Below are 14,787 nucleotides of genomic sequence, written 5' to 3'. Positions count from 1 at the left end.
CTTGCTCAACGTACTACGCTAAGGCAAGCTAAGGCAACGACCTCAAACGGTCACCGCGCTCAACGCATCTTCAGTCAGCCAGAGCGACTCGGCCAGATCCTGCTCGTTCAGGTTCAACCCGTCGCCGCCACGATCGACGACGATAAAGTCGCTCACGTCGCCCAATGCGATCAGCGGATGGTGCCAGACGCCCTTCGCATAGTTCACACCTTGCCAGCCGCTCGTCACGAACGCGCGAATCTGCTTCGGGTCCAGCTCGCCAGCCGGGGCCACGACCACCAGATACGGTTTGTCGTTCAGCGGCACGAAGGCCTGGCTGCCCAGCGGATGACGTTCGAGCATCTTCACTTCGAACGGCAACGTGCGCGGCTGACCGCGAAACAGGTTCACCAGCGTGCGGCCGTTCTCGTCGGTCACGTCCACTTTCGCAAGGTCGTGATAGCGGATCGTGGTGCCGAGGTTGATCGGAATCTGCTTCGCGCCTTCGAGTTCGACCACGTCGCCGAATGCGGCGAACGCTTCCTTCGTCAAGGGTTCGATCGCCAGCGTTTTCATGATGCGAGCGTGCCCCACAGACGCAGACGCGACACGCCGCCGTCCGGAATGATGTTGAAGCGCACGTGCGTGACAGGACCCAGCGCAGCGATTTCGCTTTCGAAATAGTGCTGGTTGTCCATCTTCAGTTTCTGTTCACCCAGCAGCACCGGCCAGAACATGGCTTGCGTGATCAGCGAGCTGTCCGTGCCGCCCGTCACATACGCGGCCTGGATCGAGCAACGGTCCGGATAATTGCCCTTGAAGTGAGCCGTATCGACTTCGATCTTCCTGATCACGCCCGGTTGCGCCAGCGCGACGATCGCCCAGTCGTTGCCCGGTTCACGGCGGCGACGCGTTTCCCAGCCGTCGCCCATGTTCACGCCGCGGCCCGGCATCAAAATCGTCGATGCAGCGCCGAAGTGCTGGTTGTTCGCCGCGACCAGATACGCGCCGTTTTCCATCGCGGCCAGATCGAACTGCTCCGTGCGGCTTGCGCCTGCCCAGTCGACTTGCGGCTGGCCATACACACGCAGACGCGCAATACCGCCGTCCGGGTAAATGTTCACGCGCAGGTGCGTGTAGGCGTTCGCGTCGCTGACTTCGTGATAGTGGTGGCTGTTGCCCTGCAGCGTGGTCGACGGGACGATTTCGGTCCATTGCGTCGACTGGTTCGGCACGCCGTCCACGACGCGCGCAGCCTCAACCGAAGCCGCCGGCGGGAAGTTGCCCGTGAAGTGGCTGGTGTCGAGGTCGAGACCCTTGATCACGCCCGGACGCGCGAGCTTCACGACGCACCAGTCGTAACCGTTGGCGCGCTTGCGGCGCGTTTCCCAGCCGTCCATCCACTTGCCGTTGTCGTCGTACTTGCCCGGAATGAAGACGGCCGGCTCCGGATTCAGCATGCGTTCCTTCGGTGCGAAGAAATCGTCGCTGGCCTCGAGCGCCTGCGCGCCCAGACGCGGGTCCGCCAGGTTCACATAGCGGCGCGTGAATTCCGGTGCGTTGGGGTCGAGAATCGGGAGTGCCATCTTTGTCTTCCTTAATGTTTGTTGGTACTGAAAAAACGTTTCGGTTCGAGGTCCGCGACGCGTAGTTGAAGCCTTACGCGTCGATCAGGTCGTCGAGCCGGAAACGTGCGATGCGGTAGATCTGATCGAGGCTCGCGCGCAATTCGTCGGCGCGGCTGTTGTTCACGCGCGCCTCGAAGTTCGCGATGATGCCGTGGCGGTCGTAGCCGCGCACCGCGAGGATGAACGGAAAGCCGAACTTCTCGCGATAGGCGCTGTTCAACGCCAGCAGCCTGTCGAATTCTTCCTGCGTGCACTGGGCAAGGCCCGCGCCGCTCTGCTCTCGCGTGGATTCGGCCGTCAGCTCGCCGCGCACGGCAGCCTTGCCGGCGAGCTCCGGGTGGGCGTTGATCAACGCCAGTTGCTTCTCTTCGCCCGCAGTCTCGACGATGTTCGACATCTTGCTGTGCAGTTCGTCGATGCTGGCAAAAGGCCGTTGCTGCGCGGCAATTTCCGCGACCCACGGCGAGTGCTCGAAAATGCCCGACAGCGCTGCGACGAACGCGTCGGTCGAGGTGCTGTTGAGTTGATCCAGAGTGTATTGCATCGCCTTCATGCCGCTGCCCCGCGGTTGTTTTGTTGGTAAGGGTGATGTTCGCGCCAGTGACGCGCGATATCGACGCGCCGCGTCACCCACACGCGATCGTGCTGTTCGATATGGTCGAGGAAACGTTGCAGCGCGCGGAAGCGCCCCGGACGGCCGAGCAGACGGCAGTGCATGCCGATCGACAGCATCTTCGGTGCTTCGTCGCCTTCTTCGTACAGCACGTCGAATGCGTCGCGCAGGTACGTGAAGAAATGGTCCGCGGTGTTGAAGCCTTGCGGGCTTGCAAAGCGCATATCGTTCGTGTCGAGCGTGTACGGCACGATCAATTGCGGGCTCTTGGCTCCGCCCGTCACTTCGACATCCATCCAGAACGGCAGATCGTCGCCGTAGTAATCCGAGTCGTACAGGAAGCCGCCGTATTCGGCGACCAGACGATGCGTGTTGGGACTGTCGCGACCGGTGTACCAGCCGAGCGCGCGCTCGCCGGTGATGCGTTCGATCGCTTCCATTCCGAGGCGCATGTGTTCCGCCTCTTTTTCCGGCGACACGTCCTGATAGTGAATCCAGCGATAGCCGTGACAAGCGATCTCATGGCCGAGCTCGACGAAAGCGCGGCCCAGGTCAGGATGCCGTTCGATCGCCATGCCGACGCCGAACACCGTGAGCGGCAGGCCACGTTTTTCGAATTCGCGCAGGATGCGCCACACGCCTGCCCGCGAGCCGTATTCGTAGATCGACTCCATGCTCATGTGCCGGGATGGATACGACGCCGCGCCGACGATTTCCGACAGAAACTGTTCCGAGCCCGGATCGCCGTGCAGCACGCAGTTCTCACCGCCCTCTTCGTAGTTCAGGACGAATTGCACCGCGACGCGCGCTCGACCCGGCCAGTTCGCCTGCACCGGGTGGCGGCCGTAGCCGATCAGATCGCGTGGATAGTTCGAGTCGAGTGGCATGGTTTGACGAAAGCGTGGAGACGGACCGTAAAATTCGCGCGGCACTCACGTGACATGCACGTGGGATTGCGTGCGTTCTGCATGCGGGTGTGTGCGTTTGCCTTGCAAGCAGGCCGGCCGGCGCAGGCGGAAACAGCCCTGAAAAAGCGGCACCAGAAGCATCAGCAAAACAGCATTCAGGTACCAGCGCCGAGTGGGACCAGTGTAGCGAAAACACCCGGGTGCGCCCATACACCCGGGCAGATAGTGCGTGTCAGACTGGATGTATGTGCGAAGCCGGCCCCACCGGGCGTTCCGTGGTGTTTACCCGCAGTAAACCACTCGAATTTGCACTTTCCGTGGCGCTTGCGGCCGAACTGCGCGACGGCTGCGGATTTGGGTCCGCATCGGTCGGACTGAAGGCTTCCAGTGCGCCGTCGTAACGCTTGGCCAGCGGCCGCGCATAGTCGCCCCGCTTGGCTGTCGACAGCCGCAGCGCGACCAGCGCCTCGGTCCATTTGACCGCCGCCGTCACGCCCTCGATCACCGGCGCGCCCAGCGCATCTTCGATCTCCGCGCACAATTCGGCCATGCCGGCGCAACCGAGCACGATCGCGTCCGAACCGTCCTCCTCCAGCGCGCGCCGGCATTCGTCGAGGATGATGCGACGCGCCGCCGAGCCGGGCTTGTCGAGATCGAGCACAGCGACATCGGTCGCGCGGACGTTGCGGCAGAAGCGCTTCATGCCGTAGCGCTCGGCGAGATGCCACGCCATTCCGCAGGTACGCGCCAGCGTGGTCACCACCGAAAATCCGGGCGCCAGCACGCTTGCGGCGTGCATCGCAGCCTCGGCGATGCCGATCACCGGACCGCGCGCCAACTCGCGCGCCGCGTATAAACCGGGGTCGCCAAAGCAGGCGATCACGTACCCGTCGCAGCCCTCACGTTCGCCGGCGATGACTTCGGCCAGCAAACCGGGTGTCGCGAGCGCTTCGTCGTAATAGCCTTCGATAGATGGTGGCCCCATTGTCGGATTGACCGCGATCACTTCGGTGCCGGGCGCGGCGACATCGCGCGCGCAGCGGCCCATCGCTTCCGTCATGCGTTGCGTCGTATTCGGATTGATCAGTTTGATGCGCATAGCGACTCCTGTTGCGGCACTGACTCAGCGAGCCAGCACGCGGTAAAACACTGCACCCAATGCAGCCCCGATGAACCAGGAGAAATTGGCCAGCCCGTCGAGCGTCGGCACCATCACGCAGATCACGGCGATGACCGCAGCCGGCAACAATGCAGCCACCGCGCGGTAGTTGACCCCGTTTTTGTACCAGTACGAGCCGCTCGGGGAGACCGAGTAAAGATCATCGAGTACGATCTTTTGACGTTTCACGAGGAAATAATCAACGATCAGGACACCATACAACGGTCCAATGAAACTGCCCAGTACGTCAAGCGTGTAGTGAATCACGGCCGGATTGTTGAACAGGTTCCACGGCGTGATGAAAATCGACGCCACCGCCGCGAGCATGCCGCCCGCACGCCAACTGATCAGACGCGGCGCGACATTCGAGAAGTCGAAGGCCGGCGACACAAAGTTAGCGACGATGTTGATGCCGATCGTTGCAATCGTGAAGGTCAACGCACCGAGAATCACCGCGGTCGGATAGTCGATACGGCCCACCGTTTCGACCGGGTCCGTGATCAGTTGGCCAAACACCGGCAGCGTCGCCGCGGTTGTAACCACTGTCACCAGCGAGAAGGCGAGGAAGTTGACCGGCAGGCCCCAGAAGTTGCCGCGCCGCACGCTGCGAAAACTTTTAGCGTAGCGCGAAAAGTCGCCGAAATTCAGCATCGGTCCGGAGAAGTACGACACCACCAGCGAGGTCGCCGTGATCATCACCGGCACCACTTCCATGCCGTGATATTTGACACCGCCCAGGTTGATGCCGATGTTTCGCCATCCTGCGCGATACACCATGTAGCCCGCGAGAATGAACATCACCACATAGACCGCCGGGCCGGCGAAGTCGATGAACTTCTTGATGGTCTCCATGCCGTGCCAGAACACCAGCGCCTGCAGGACCCACAGCAACATGAAACCGGCCCAGCCCAAGGTGGAGAGACCCATGAAACCATGGTGATGCATGTCCGCATACGGCAACAGTTGCGGGACGAACTTCAGCACCACGATTACCAGCGCACTCGAAGCCAGATAAGTTTGAATTCCATACCATGCGACCGCGATCAGGCCGCGAATCACGGCAGGAATATTCGCACCAAGCACGCCGAACGTTGCGCGGCAGGCCACCGGATAAGGCACGCCGTTCGCCTGACTCGGCTTGGCGATCAGGTTGCAGAGCAGGTTGACAATCGTAATGCCGACCAGCAGCGCGATCAGCACCTGCCAGCTCGTCAGCCCAAGCGCGAACAGACTGCCCGCGAACACATAGCCGCCTACGCTGTGCACGTCCGACATCCAGAACGCGAAGATGTTGTAGGCACCCCAGGTTTGATGACGCAGCGGCGCCAGATCTTCGTTGTACAGCCTCTCGCTGTAGCCTGCTGGTGTCGACGGATCGCTGGGCGCGCCATCGTCTGCGTATGTGGGAATTGCGGGACTACTGGGCGCTGCACTGAACTGAGCCATGATTCCTCCTTGGGATAGGGACCATCGATAGCGAATCGAAGGACGTTGCATCGGCCATGCCAGCGGCCCTCTTCTCCCCGATCGGAAAACGGGAGGTTCGAGCCGATTGATTAACCGTGCCGCGGATGTCTCCGTACTTGATGTACTTGTGGTTATCGCACCGCCTGTCGCCGCGAATTCCCGGCGATGCGTTACTACTCCAAGGCTGTCATCCCGTGACGGCCACGCGTGCGCAAGCCGGCAGCGCTCACGCAGAGCCGCCTTGCAACGCCTGATTCGGTTCAGTTCAATTCAGTGCGGCGCGCACCGGCAACGGGCGCGCACCGGCCGCCTGCCTCAGCCTGGCGCGGACTTGGGTCTAGCTGCTTCCTTCGACGCGCCGCCAAGGGCGCCAAACACTTCATGCAGATCGGCCGCGCCACGTGCGGGGCGCTCCAGCATCTTCAACTCGACGCTTTGCAAATGGCGCGACATCAGTGCCGCCGCCTCTTTTGCATCGCCGGCGTCGAGCGCGGCGAGAATCGCTTCATGGTCCTCGAACGAGCAAGGGCTGCGTCCGAGCGACTCGTACAGTGCCGAAATCAGCGTGGAGCGCGCCACTAGTCCGTTCAGGCAGTCGCACAGCACCGCGTTGCCGGTGAGCCCCGCCAACTCGGTATGGAACTCGCCCGACAGGCGAATCCACGCCGGAAAATCACGTGTTTCGAACGCTTTGCGTTCACGGCCGATCATGCTGCCGATGCTCTTCAAACGGCGCAGGCCATGACCGCCGCAAATCTTTTCAACCACGGCCAGTTCGATGATCCGGCGCATTTCGAACACTTCATGCACTTCCTGCAGCGACGGGCTGGCAACAAACGCACCACGATTCGGTTCGAGGTCGACGAGGTGGTCGGTCGCCAGCTGCGCGAGCGCCTGCCGGATCGGGCCGCGCTTCACGCCGAATACTTCGCATAACTGTGCTTCTGTCAGCTTGGCGCCAGGCGCTAGCCGATGCTCGAGGATCGCGGCGCGGATGCGCTCGGCGATCGCTTCGGGTTTCGAACTATTGGCGGCGGCGGAATCTGTGTCGGACATGATGTTCGTCTCGGTATGTTGGTCATCATAGGATGGACATAAAAATTGTCAACAATTTTTGCTTTTAATTTCGACAATCTGGATGCCCTGACCATGCTGTGGCTTGGCGGACAGCCAGCGCAGGCCTTACTCAGCTTCAATACCAGTTTAATTAATGTATGGGATGGTCGTCTATTGGAGACGGGTTTTGTCAACAAAGTGAAGGACCTCCATGGGGCCGTTCTGTTGCGAGTTGCCCTGAAAAGATGACCGTTAGTTGCGTATGCGACTCAAAAAGAAAGCGGGCAAACGCCCGCTTCCCTATCCCACGTCGTTTCAGGCAAGTGTCGGATAGCCCGATAACGACAGTTTGAACCCATGCGCGTTGGCGACGAGGTGCGCGTCAGCGCCGACCGGCAGCGTCAGCATGTTGGGAATATGGCCGAATTGCAGACCGGTAATGACCGGAATCCCGATCACCGATCGCATCTGCTCGATCATTGCGTGCAGATCGTAGCCGTTGTCGTACTCGTACGGGTTGCCGCCGGAAAAATCGCCGAGCACAAGCGCCTGCTGCTGCGCGAGGATGCCCGAGAGGTGCAATTGATAAAGCATCCGCTCGAGCCGGAACGGCTGCTCGTTGACGTCTTCGAGGAACAGAATGCCGCCCTGCACCGGCGGCATGTACGGCGTGCCGATCAGCGATGTCACCACCGCCAGATTGCCGCCCCACAACATGCCCGTCACGTCGGTAGTCTGCGCTTGCGGCACATTGCTCGTCACCGTCAGGGTCGGCCGGGTCAGCGCGGACCAGAAGTGCTGCATGGTGAACTCGCTCACATCTTCCGCGCCGAAGTCGCTCATCAGCATCGGGCCACCGAAAGTTTTCACGCCGGCGCGTGCCAGTAAAGCAAGCTGCACCGCGGTGAAATCGCTATGCCCCACCAGCGCGACCGGCTGACCGGTCAACCGCCGTTGCAGCCCTTCGTAGTCGAGCCCGTGCAGAATGCGCATTGCGCCGTAGCCGCCACGCACGGTCAGCACGATGTCGGGCAACGCACGCGAGGGGTCCGCCAGCCGGTTCAGATCGGCTGCACGCTCGCCGTCGGTGCCGGCGAAGCGCAGGTAACGGCGCCTTGTCGCCTCCACACCTTCGACGCGATGCCCCTGCGCATGCAAGCGGTGCAACGCGCGATGCAACACCTCGGAATCATGCGGATACCCGGACGGCGCGATCAACTCAATGGTGCGATGGACGGTCATTGGCAAGACCTGTTGGACGTTGTTGTTTTAGAGCGGCTCAGCCGGCCCCGGTTCGTTGCGTGCTTCGGCGTGCGCTTCGATGCCTGCGCCGAGATGGACTTCAGCGTGTGCTTCGCTGCGTGCTGTGGTGTGCGTTTCGGTGCGCACTTCGACGTGCGCGCCAGGATGTGCTTCGCCGCTTGCAACGGCGTGCGCTTCGCCCCGTGCCGCCGCGCGTGCTTCCCGGCTAGCGCGCCGCCGCTCGGCAAAGAACGATTTCAGCGCGGCACCGCATTCGGTTTCGAGCACGCCGCCAGTCACCGTGGTGTGGTGGTTCAACTGCGGATTCGCGAATGCGTCGACGACACTGCCGCACGCTCCGGTTTTCGGATCGCGCGCCCCGAACACGACGCGTGCGATACGCGCGTGCATGATCGCACCGGCGCACATCAGGCAAGGTTCCAGCGTCACATAGAGCTCGCAGCCCGGCAGACGATAGTTTTCGACAGCTTGCGCGGCTGCGCGCAAGGCGATCATTTCCGCATGTGCCGACGGGTCGTGCGCCCCGATCGGATGGTTGAATCCTTTGGCGATGACTTCGTCGCCCCGCACGAGCACCGCGCCAACCGGCACTTCGCCGGCTGCGCGGGCCTCTTCGGCAGCGGCCTGGGCGAGCGCCATAAAGCGACGATCACGCTCCGACACAGGCGCTGTGGGTGATTCCGCTGCGGGTGATTCGTCAGGTGTTGGGGTATCGATCAGCATTGTGGCGGCCGCTGCTGGCGTTGGATCACTCGCCGCGGACGCTGGAGCATCGGGATCAACGGACCCGGTCTGGCCAGCCGGCAGTGTTGCCGCCTCAGCCGATTCGCCGGACTCGACAGACCCCGGACCTGCCGAGGTGGAGCGGACAAGCGGCTCGCTCACTGCGAACCCGCATCGGCCATATTGAGGTTGCCGACGCGCTCCGACAGCCGCTCGGCAATACGGCGGCAGTACTCGCGCGGCAGGACCAGCGGGCCGCCGCGCAGCGATTCAAGCGCCATATCGAGCGCCAGCATGCGCGCCTGGAGACGGCAGCGGGTGCTCCGGTCGCTCACGGCGTTCAGCTCCGCCTGCAGGTCGCGCAAGGCGCGCAACTGCTCGACAGCCGGCGGCACGAAGCCCGCATTCTTCAAAATCCGGTTGGCGACGCGCACTTCCTCCGGAACCAGTGCATCGTCCTCGAGAGGCAGCGGCGCGCCCGCGCCCGGCAAATCATCGAACTCACCGCGCGCGGCTGCGGCGGCAATACGCTGTTCGACTAACGCATCAAGCAATTTCATCTGCAGTCCACTACGTTGCGGCCCAAGCATTCTATCAGGGAGCGCGCGACGATTCGGGCTGTCTGACCGACGAATCCCCCTGGTTTTCAGATTCTGCGTATTTGAGGGGCGCATGGCGTGAATTAGGGTGGAGGGTTGCCGGCGCCGCTGCTTCGCACCGGAAAAACTTACGAATATCTTTCGGCATGCACCGCGAAAACGGCCACTCGGCCCTGCCATTGCCCCATTCATGGAGTCCACTTACGTTATGCGATCCGGAATCACCGACCACCACTTCGACACAGCACCTCCAGCTTGCGCCGCACGCGGCGATCCGCGCCTTGGCGCATTGACGGCGCGGCTTCGAAAGCGCGCTTGCAAACGATATCTGCGCGCGACAATGATGGCCATTGCCATGTCGGTCGCGCTATCAGGCTGCGGCGTGTTTTGCGGAGGTGCGGGTGGAAGCGGCGGCGGCTTTGCCGGCGGCTGCGCAACCGGCGTGCGGTTCTAGTCCGGCGCTACGCCTTCGCGATTCATCATGAACGTCCCACCCCTGCGCCGCAACGCATCCGCCTCCCTACGGCCGACGCGAACCCGCACATTCACCCAGCCGCCAATGACCAACGCGCCAGAACGACATGCCGGGTGCGGCCGAGCAGGCTGTGCACCAGCGCAAACTCCCGCACGTTCCAACTGACGGCTTCGACAGGACGAGTTGCGATCCAGGGCATGCCGTAAGCGAGGGTCACGTGCGGGACGTACGGCGTAGTCGGCGAGACCGCACGATCCTCAAATCCAGCGTTCTGCAATGCCAGTCCAAGCGTATCGTGAAGCGCGCGGAGTCCAACGACGCCCTCGCCTCCACCCAACACCAGCGGCCCCGGCCGCGGCTTCACCGCAAAACTGAGCGCACTGTCGAACTCGACGCTAAAAGGCTCCATGCTGACCGACGCGGCCGCGTTCATGGCTGCATCGACGCGCGCCGGCGGCAAGCCGCCCGCGAAATTCCCGAGGTGCAGCAACGTGACGTGCAAGCGGTTGGCCGCGAGAGGTTTGCTCTTCGAGCGCGTCTCTGAGCAGAGCTGCTGCGCCAGCTTCGAGATGCCCGCCGCCGTGCGCGCATCTGGAACGACGGCGAAGAACAGGCCGTCTGTCGGCACAGGTGGCGCCTCGAGCCCCGGCAGCCAGAGTTGCTCAGGCATGGCGCGCCTGAATGGGTGACGCAGACATTTCGAAGAATCTCCTCGCATCGATGCGGGCTTGGCCACGCATCTGAAAATTTTCATGACTCGATGAGGCGGGGCGAGACGAGGTTCGGCACACCCCATGTCCCCGCGCCTGTTCACGCCCAATGGACTTGCGCCCACTGGCCGTCCACGCACGATACTGTACATTCATACAGTATCGATGACAACGTGGAATCGCTCAAAACGCAGGAAGTACTGGCCGACGCAGCGAAATGCCCTGGCTTTTGAGCATGCCCGGCACACGAAAAAAAGGCGCCGCAGCGCCCTCTTCCGTGCCTTCAAATCATCCCGGACGCCGGCTCGGCCGGAAACGAAACCGCCGCTGGCAAAGCTCACCTGTGCGCGCTCGTCCCGAGAACCGCGCAGGGCAGCCGCAACTGGAACGTCCGCCAGCTAAAACCGGTATCCAAGTCCAAGAAAGACGATCACCGGATCCGCCGTGATGTGCGTCTTGTTGGACAACACCGTCTGACCGTTGGCAGCCACGGCATTGACCGTCGCATTTGTCTTGAGAGACAGATAGGTCACCGACGCAGTCGCGTACCAGTTCTTGCTGATGTTGTAAGACGCGCCCGCGACGAACGCGGGATTCCATGACGGACTGAGCGATGCCGTCACCTGTCCACCCGGCCCTGCAATCTGCTGCAACGCTCCCCCAAATCTTGAATTGAGATTGGTATGCGAGAACCAGGTATAGTTCACGCCGACACCGACGAACGGGCGCAGCTTCGCCTGTGCGTCGAAGAAGAAATACTTCAGGAACAGAATCGGTGACCATGACCGGGTGGTAGCGAGCGGCTGCAGATTCCCCAGATTGAGCGATGGCCCGCCAGCACCGAATGGTGCGGCCTTGCCCTGCGCAAAGAGCTGGAGCTTGGGTGGTATGCCCGCCGCCAGGTCAACGGCAATATTGTCCGTCACAAAATAAGTGTTCGAGAGCTCCAGGGTGAACGTGTTATGTATCTGACCACCCGTGCCCGTTGACGTGAATGTGCCCAAAGCCGAACTGCTCTGCAACGATGTTGCGGAAGACGGGGCAAAGTCGAGCCAAACTCCACCCGCGCTGGTTATGAGACTGCCTGCGCTCTGCGCCATTGCGCTACTGGTACATATCGCGCCTGGTATTAACGCAAGGCACGCAATTTTTTTAAACATATCCCCTCCACTTTATTTGGCATTACATATCAATAATTTTGTATCGACGCCTGTTCTTGCAGCACCTCTTGCATCGCCGCTCAGAACTGCTCGATTGGGAGGCTCGACCCGCCCGATGCCCCGCTGCGGATCGCTTCCAGAAGCGCATTCGCTTTGGGCAAGATCTTGTCGGCGTAGAAGCGCGCAGTGACGAGCTTGGTGTGATGAAAGTCCGGATCCTCGTTCGCTGCGATTTTCACTGACGCAACGAGCGCTGCGCGCCCCATCTGCCAGCCGCCGCACACGTAGCCGGTGAGCATCAGATAGTCGACGGAACTGGCAAGCGCGGCATCGGGCTGAGTCGCCAATGCTTGCAGCATCCAGGCGGTGGCATCTTCAAGCGCCTGCACACCGGCCGCGAGTGCCGCGCCCACGGAGGCCACTTGCGTATCCGTGCTGCGCGTGAGCTCCAGCGCGGCCTCACGTATCTCCGCAACAAGATCGGCCATCCCCGCGCCCTGATCTGACGCGAGCTTGCGACCGGCAAGGTCCGCCGCCTGAATGCCTGTGGTGCCCTCGTAGATCGGCGCGATCCGTGCGTCGCGCAGGAACTGGCATGCGCCCGTCTCTTCGATGTAACCCATCCCGCCGTGCACCTGCACGCCCGTCGACGCGATCTCGACGCCCAACTCCGTGCACCACGCCTTCAACACGGGGATCAGAAGATCGACACGCACCTGACGACGTGCGCGCTCACCGGCGTCCGGGTCACGGTGCGCGCGGTCCATGTCCGCGGCCATCACGTACGCGAAGGCACGCATCGCTTCGATCTGGGACTTCATCGTCATCAACATGCGCCGCACATCCGGGTGATGGATGATGGCCACGGCGCCACCTGATTTGCTCGATGCGAGCCGTCCCTGGACGCGTTCCTTCGCGTATTCACGGGCCTGCTGATAAGCGCGTTCCGCGATCGCGAGTCCCTGGATACCCACCTTCTGACGCGCCTCGTTCATCATCGTGAACATATGCGCGAGGCCTTTGTTCTCCTGCCCCACCAGATAGCCAATCGCCCCGCCCTGATCGCCAAAGCTCATCACGCAGGTCGGACTCGCGTGAATGCCGAGTTTGTGTTCGAGGGACACGCAGTGCACGTCGTTGCGCGAGCCCGGCGATCCATCGGCGTTGAGGAGGAATTTCGGCACGAGGAACAGCGAGATGCCGCGCACACCTTCTGGTGCGTCGGGCGTGCGCGCCAGCACGAGGTGAATCACGTTATCCGTCATGTCGTGATCGCCCCACGTGATGAAGATCTTCTGGCCGGAGAGGCGATAGTGATTCCCGTCAGGTACGGCCTTGGTGCGCACGGCCGCGAGGTCCGACCCGGCTTGCGGCTCGGTCAGGTTCATCGTGCCGGTCCACTCGCCGCTGACCATCTTCGGCAGATAGCGTGCTTTCAACTCATCGGAACCATGCTGCCGCAACGCCTCGGTGGCGCCGGCGGTCAACAGCGGACACAGCGCGAACGCCATGTTGGACGAGTTCCACATCTCCACGGTCGCTGCCTGCAGGAGTTCGGGCAGCCCCTGGCCACCGAACTCGGGGTCGCCGCTCAGGCCGCTCCAACCGCCGGCAACGAACTGCCCGTAGGCAGCTGAGAAACCGTCGGCAGCCACCACGCCATCAGGCGTCAGCCGCGCGCCCTGTTCGTCACCCGGATTGTTGAGCGGCGCAAGCACTTCAGTCGCGAGTCTTGCGGCCTCCTCGAGTACCGCCTCGGCAAGTTCCGGCGTCGCCTCCTCGTAGCCCGGCAGCGAAGACAACTCGCCGAGATTCGCCAGTTCCGTCATCACGAAACGCATGTCGCGCAACGGCACAATATAAGTGCTCATCATGTGCTCCCGCATTAAGCCTGTTGTAATTTGTCCAGTTCGCGGGACAACTCCGGCAACACCTTGAAGAGGTCGCCCACGATCCAGTAATCGGCGACCTGAAAAATCGGCGCCTCCTCGTCCTTATTGATCGCGACGATCACCTTCGAGTCCTTCATCCCGGCCAGATGCTGGATCGCGCCGGAGATGCCGACCGCGATATACAACTGCGGGGCGATGACCTTGCCGGTCTGACCCACCTGATAATCGTTGGGCGCGAAGCCGGCATCGACCGCGGCGCGCGACGCTCCGACCGCCGCGTTGAGCTTGTTGGCAATGTCATCGATCAACGCGAAGTTTTCGCCGGAGCCCATGCCGCGGCCGCCGGAGATCACGCGTTGCGCGGACGTCAGCTCCGGGCGTTCCGAACGCGTGAGCTGATGACTCACGAAGCGCGAGCCTTGCACGTCAGCGGCGGGCTCCAACGCGTCGATTGCGGCTGTGCCCCCTTCGGCGGGCGCGGCCGCGAAGGCCGTCGTGCGAACGGTAATCACCTTGATCGGGTCGGCGCTTCGCACCTTTGCCAGCACGTTGCCCGCATAGATGGGGCGTACGAACGTATCGGCGGATTCGACGGCAATGATCTCGGAGATCTGGGCCACGTCGAGCAACGCGGCCACGCGCGGCATCACGTTCTTCGCGGTCGTGGTAGCAGGTGCGATCACGTGGCTATAGTCAGCGGCGATCTTCACGACGAGCGCCGCCAGATTCTCGGCCAGCGCATGGCCGTAATGCGCGGCGTCGGCGAAACGAACTCGGGTGACGCCGGCAATGCGGGCCGCCTGTTCGGCGACTGCCGCGCTTTGCGAGCCGGCCACGAGAACATGAATGTCGTCGCCGAGTCGGGCGGCGGCGGTAACGGCATTCAGGGTCGCTGTCTTGAGCGCCTGATTGTCGTGCTCAGCAATAACGAGTACGGGCATTTTTCTCCCCTTGTGTGTTAGATGACGTGGGCGACGTTATGCAGCTTGTCGATCAGTTCGGCTGCATCGGCGACGCGAATGCCTGCCTCGCGTTTGGCGGGCTCCGCGAGCCCGAGCGTGGTGAGCCGCGGCTTGACGTCGACACCGAGCGCGTCCGGCGTCACCACATCGAGCGGCTTCTTCTTCGCCTTCATGATGTTGGGCAGCGTGGCGT

Annotated in this window: 14 protein-coding genes and 2 pseudogenes; 1 reads left to right on the top strand and 15 read right to left on the bottom strand. The window is 62.4% G+C overall.

The window, feature by feature from the left end; genetic code table 11:
- Nucleotides 1–42 precede the first annotated feature (42 nt).
- The 7 genes from FSO04_RS35565 to FSO04_RS35535 form a co-directional block, all read right to left on the bottom strand.
- Complete coding sequence (locus FSO04_RS35565; protein ID WP_154566196.1) at nt 43–555, bottom strand: ureidoglycolate lyase; 513 nt, start codon at nt 553–555, stop codon at nt 43–45.
- The gene (gene alc / locus FSO04_RS35560) at nt 552–1,565 is read right to left on the bottom strand and encodes an allantoicase (RefSeq protein WP_063495873.1); all 1,014 of its coding nucleotides are present in this window, start codon (nt 1,563–1,565) and stop codon (nt 552–554) included. The genes FSO04_RS35565 and alc overlap by 4 nt, the downstream gene beginning before the upstream one ends.
- A 73-nt stretch (nt 1,566–1,638) precedes the next feature.
- Nucleotides 1,639–2,160 carry a 2-oxo-4-hydroxy-4-carboxy-5-ureidoimidazoline decarboxylase gene (gene uraD, locus FSO04_RS35555; protein WP_106351861.1) on the bottom strand — a complete coding sequence of 174 codons (522 nt, stop codon included), beginning with the start codon at nt 2,158–2,160 and terminating at the stop codon, nt 1,639–1,641.
- Nucleotides 2,157–3,107, bottom strand: coding sequence for an allantoinase PuuE (puuE, locus tag FSO04_RS35550; protein WP_154566195.1), 951 nt, complete (start codon nt 3,105–3,107; stop codon nt 2,157–2,159). The genes uraD and puuE overlap by 4 nt, the downstream gene beginning before the upstream one ends.
- A gap of 253 nt (nt 3,108–3,360) precedes the next feature.
- Nucleotides 3,361–4,227, bottom strand: a complete 867-nt coding sequence (locus FSO04_RS35545) for an aspartate/glutamate racemase family protein (RefSeq protein ID WP_154566194.1) — start codon at nt 4,225–4,227, stop codon at nt 3,361–3,363.
- Between the two features lie 24 nt (nt 4,228–4,251).
- Nucleotides 4,252–5,733: an NCS1 family nucleobase:cation symporter-1 gene (locus FSO04_RS35540; RefSeq protein ID WP_154566193.1), complete on the bottom strand. Its 1,482-nt coding sequence runs from the start codon at nt 5,731–5,733 to the stop codon at nt 4,252–4,254.
- A 336-nt stretch (nt 5,734–6,069) separates the two neighbouring features.
- Nucleotides 6,070–6,810 (bottom strand): GntR family transcriptional regulator, encoded by a 741-nt coding sequence (locus FSO04_RS35535; protein WP_154566192.1) that lies wholly within the window; start codon nt 6,808–6,810, stop codon nt 6,070–6,072.
- Nucleotides 6,811–6,855: 45 nt separating this feature from the next.
- On the opposite strand from FSO04_RS35535, the gene FSO04_RS35530 reads away from it, so the two are divergent.
- Nucleotides 6,856–7,059, top strand: a complete 204-nt coding sequence (locus tag FSO04_RS35530; RefSeq protein WP_154566191.1) for a hypothetical protein — start codon at nt 6,856–6,858, stop codon at nt 7,057–7,059.
- A 66-nt stretch (nt 7,060–7,125) separates the two neighbouring features.
- On the opposite strand, the gene ldcA is transcribed toward FSO04_RS35530, so the two are convergent.
- The 8 genes and pseudogenes from ldcA to FSO04_RS35490 form a co-directional block, all read right to left on the bottom strand.
- Nucleotides 7,126–8,052 carry a muramoyltetrapeptide carboxypeptidase gene (gene ldcA / locus FSO04_RS35525; protein ID WP_154566190.1) on the bottom strand — a complete coding sequence of 309 codons (927 nt, stop codon included), beginning with the start codon at nt 8,050–8,052 and terminating at the stop codon, nt 7,126–7,128.
- A 162-nt stretch (nt 8,053–8,214) separates the two neighbouring features.
- Nucleotides 8,215–8,796: pseudogene (gene tadA / locus FSO04_RS35520) on the bottom strand (tRNA adenosine(34) deaminase TadA); the annotation flags it as partial.
- A 158-nt stretch (nt 8,797–8,954) separates the two neighbouring features.
- Nucleotides 8,955–9,356, bottom strand: coding sequence for a DnaJ family domain-containing protein (locus FSO04_RS35515; RefSeq protein ID WP_154566189.1), 402 nt, complete (start codon nt 9,354–9,356; stop codon nt 8,955–8,957).
- A 584-nt stretch (nt 9,357–9,940) separates the two neighbouring features.
- Nucleotides 9,941–10,540: a 2'-5' RNA ligase family protein gene (locus FSO04_RS35510; RefSeq protein WP_154566188.1), complete on the bottom strand. Its 600-nt coding sequence runs from the start codon at nt 10,538–10,540 to the stop codon at nt 9,941–9,943.
- Between the two features lie 438 nt (nt 10,541–10,978).
- On the bottom strand, nt 10,979–11,680 hold the full coding sequence (locus FSO04_RS35505; protein WP_233465083.1) for an OmpW/AlkL family protein: 702 nt from the start codon (nt 11,678–11,680) through the stop codon (nt 10,979–10,981).
- Between the two features lie 140 nt (nt 11,681–11,820).
- The gene (locus FSO04_RS35500; protein WP_154566186.1) at nt 11,821–13,611 is read right to left on the bottom strand and encodes an acyl-CoA dehydrogenase C-terminal domain-containing protein; all 1,791 of its coding nucleotides are present in this window, start codon (nt 13,609–13,611) and stop codon (nt 11,821–11,823) included.
- Nucleotides 13,612–13,625: 14 nt separating this feature from the next.
- The gene (locus FSO04_RS35495) at nt 13,626–14,573 is read right to left on the bottom strand and encodes an electron transfer flavoprotein subunit alpha/FixB family protein (RefSeq protein ID WP_154566185.1); all 948 of its coding nucleotides are present in this window, start codon (nt 14,571–14,573) and stop codon (nt 13,626–13,628) included.
- A 17-nt stretch (nt 14,574–14,590) separates the two neighbouring features.
- Nucleotides 14,591–14,787, bottom strand: a pseudogene (locus FSO04_RS35490) (electron transfer flavoprotein subunit beta/FixA family protein); the annotation flags it as partial.

The sequence above is a fragment of the Paraburkholderia madseniana genome (assembly GCF_009690905.1).
Taxonomy (GTDB): domain Bacteria; phylum Pseudomonadota; class Gammaproteobacteria; order Burkholderiales; family Burkholderiaceae; genus Paraburkholderia; species Paraburkholderia madseniana.
The sequence above is the reverse complement of the archived record's forward strand: the minus strand, read 5'-3'. Positions and strand labels throughout refer to the sequence as shown.

What these genes read in the sequence shown, in the direction of transcription:
- FSO04_RS35495 (WP_154566185.1), bottom strand. Translation starts at nt 14,573, where the DNA reads ATGCCCGTACTCGTTATTGCTGAGCACGACAATCAGGCGCTCAAGACA.
- puuE (WP_154566195.1), bottom strand. Translation starts at nt 3,107, where the DNA reads ATGCCACTCGACTCGAACTATCCACGCGATCTGATCGGCTACGGCCGC.
- FSO04_RS35515 (WP_154566189.1), bottom strand. Translation starts at nt 9,356, where the DNA reads ATGAAATTGCTTGATGCGTTAGTCGAACAGCGTATTGCCGCCGCAGCC.
- FSO04_RS35565 (WP_154566196.1), bottom strand. Translation starts at nt 555, where the DNA reads ATGAAAACGCTGGCGATCGAACCCTTGACGAAGGAAGCGTTCGCCGCA.
- FSO04_RS35535 (WP_154566192.1), bottom strand. Translation starts at nt 6,810, where the DNA reads ATGTCCGACACAGATTCCGCCGCCGCCAATAGTTCGAAACCCGAAGCG.
- alc (WP_063495873.1), bottom strand. Translation starts at nt 1,565, where the DNA reads ATGGCACTCCCGATTCTCGACCCCAACGCACCGGAATTCACGCGCCGC.
- FSO04_RS35540 (WP_154566193.1), bottom strand. Translation starts at nt 5,733, where the DNA reads ATGGCTCAGTTCAGTGCAGCGCCCAGTAGTCCCGCAATTCCCACATAC.
- uraD (WP_106351861.1), bottom strand. Translation starts at nt 2,160, where the DNA reads ATGAAGGCGATGCAATACACTCTGGATCAACTCAACAGCACCTCGACC.
- FSO04_RS35505 (WP_233465083.1), bottom strand. Translation starts at nt 11,680, where the DNA reads ATGGCGCAGAGCGCAGGCAGTCTCATAACCAGCGCGGGTGGAGTTTGG.
- FSO04_RS35510 (WP_154566188.1), bottom strand. Translation starts at nt 10,540, where the DNA reads ATGCCTGAGCAACTCTGGCTGCCGGGGCTCGAGGCGCCACCTGTGCCG.
- FSO04_RS35545 (WP_154566194.1), bottom strand. Translation starts at nt 4,227, where the DNA reads ATGCGCATCAAACTGATCAATCCGAATACGACGCAACGCATGACGGAA.
- ldcA (WP_154566190.1), bottom strand. Translation starts at nt 8,052, where the DNA reads ATGACCGTCCATCGCACCATTGAGTTGATCGCGCCGTCCGGGTATCCG.
- FSO04_RS35500 (WP_154566186.1), bottom strand. Translation starts at nt 13,611, where the DNA reads ATGAGCACTTATATTGTGCCGTTGCGCGACATGCGTTTCGTGATGACG.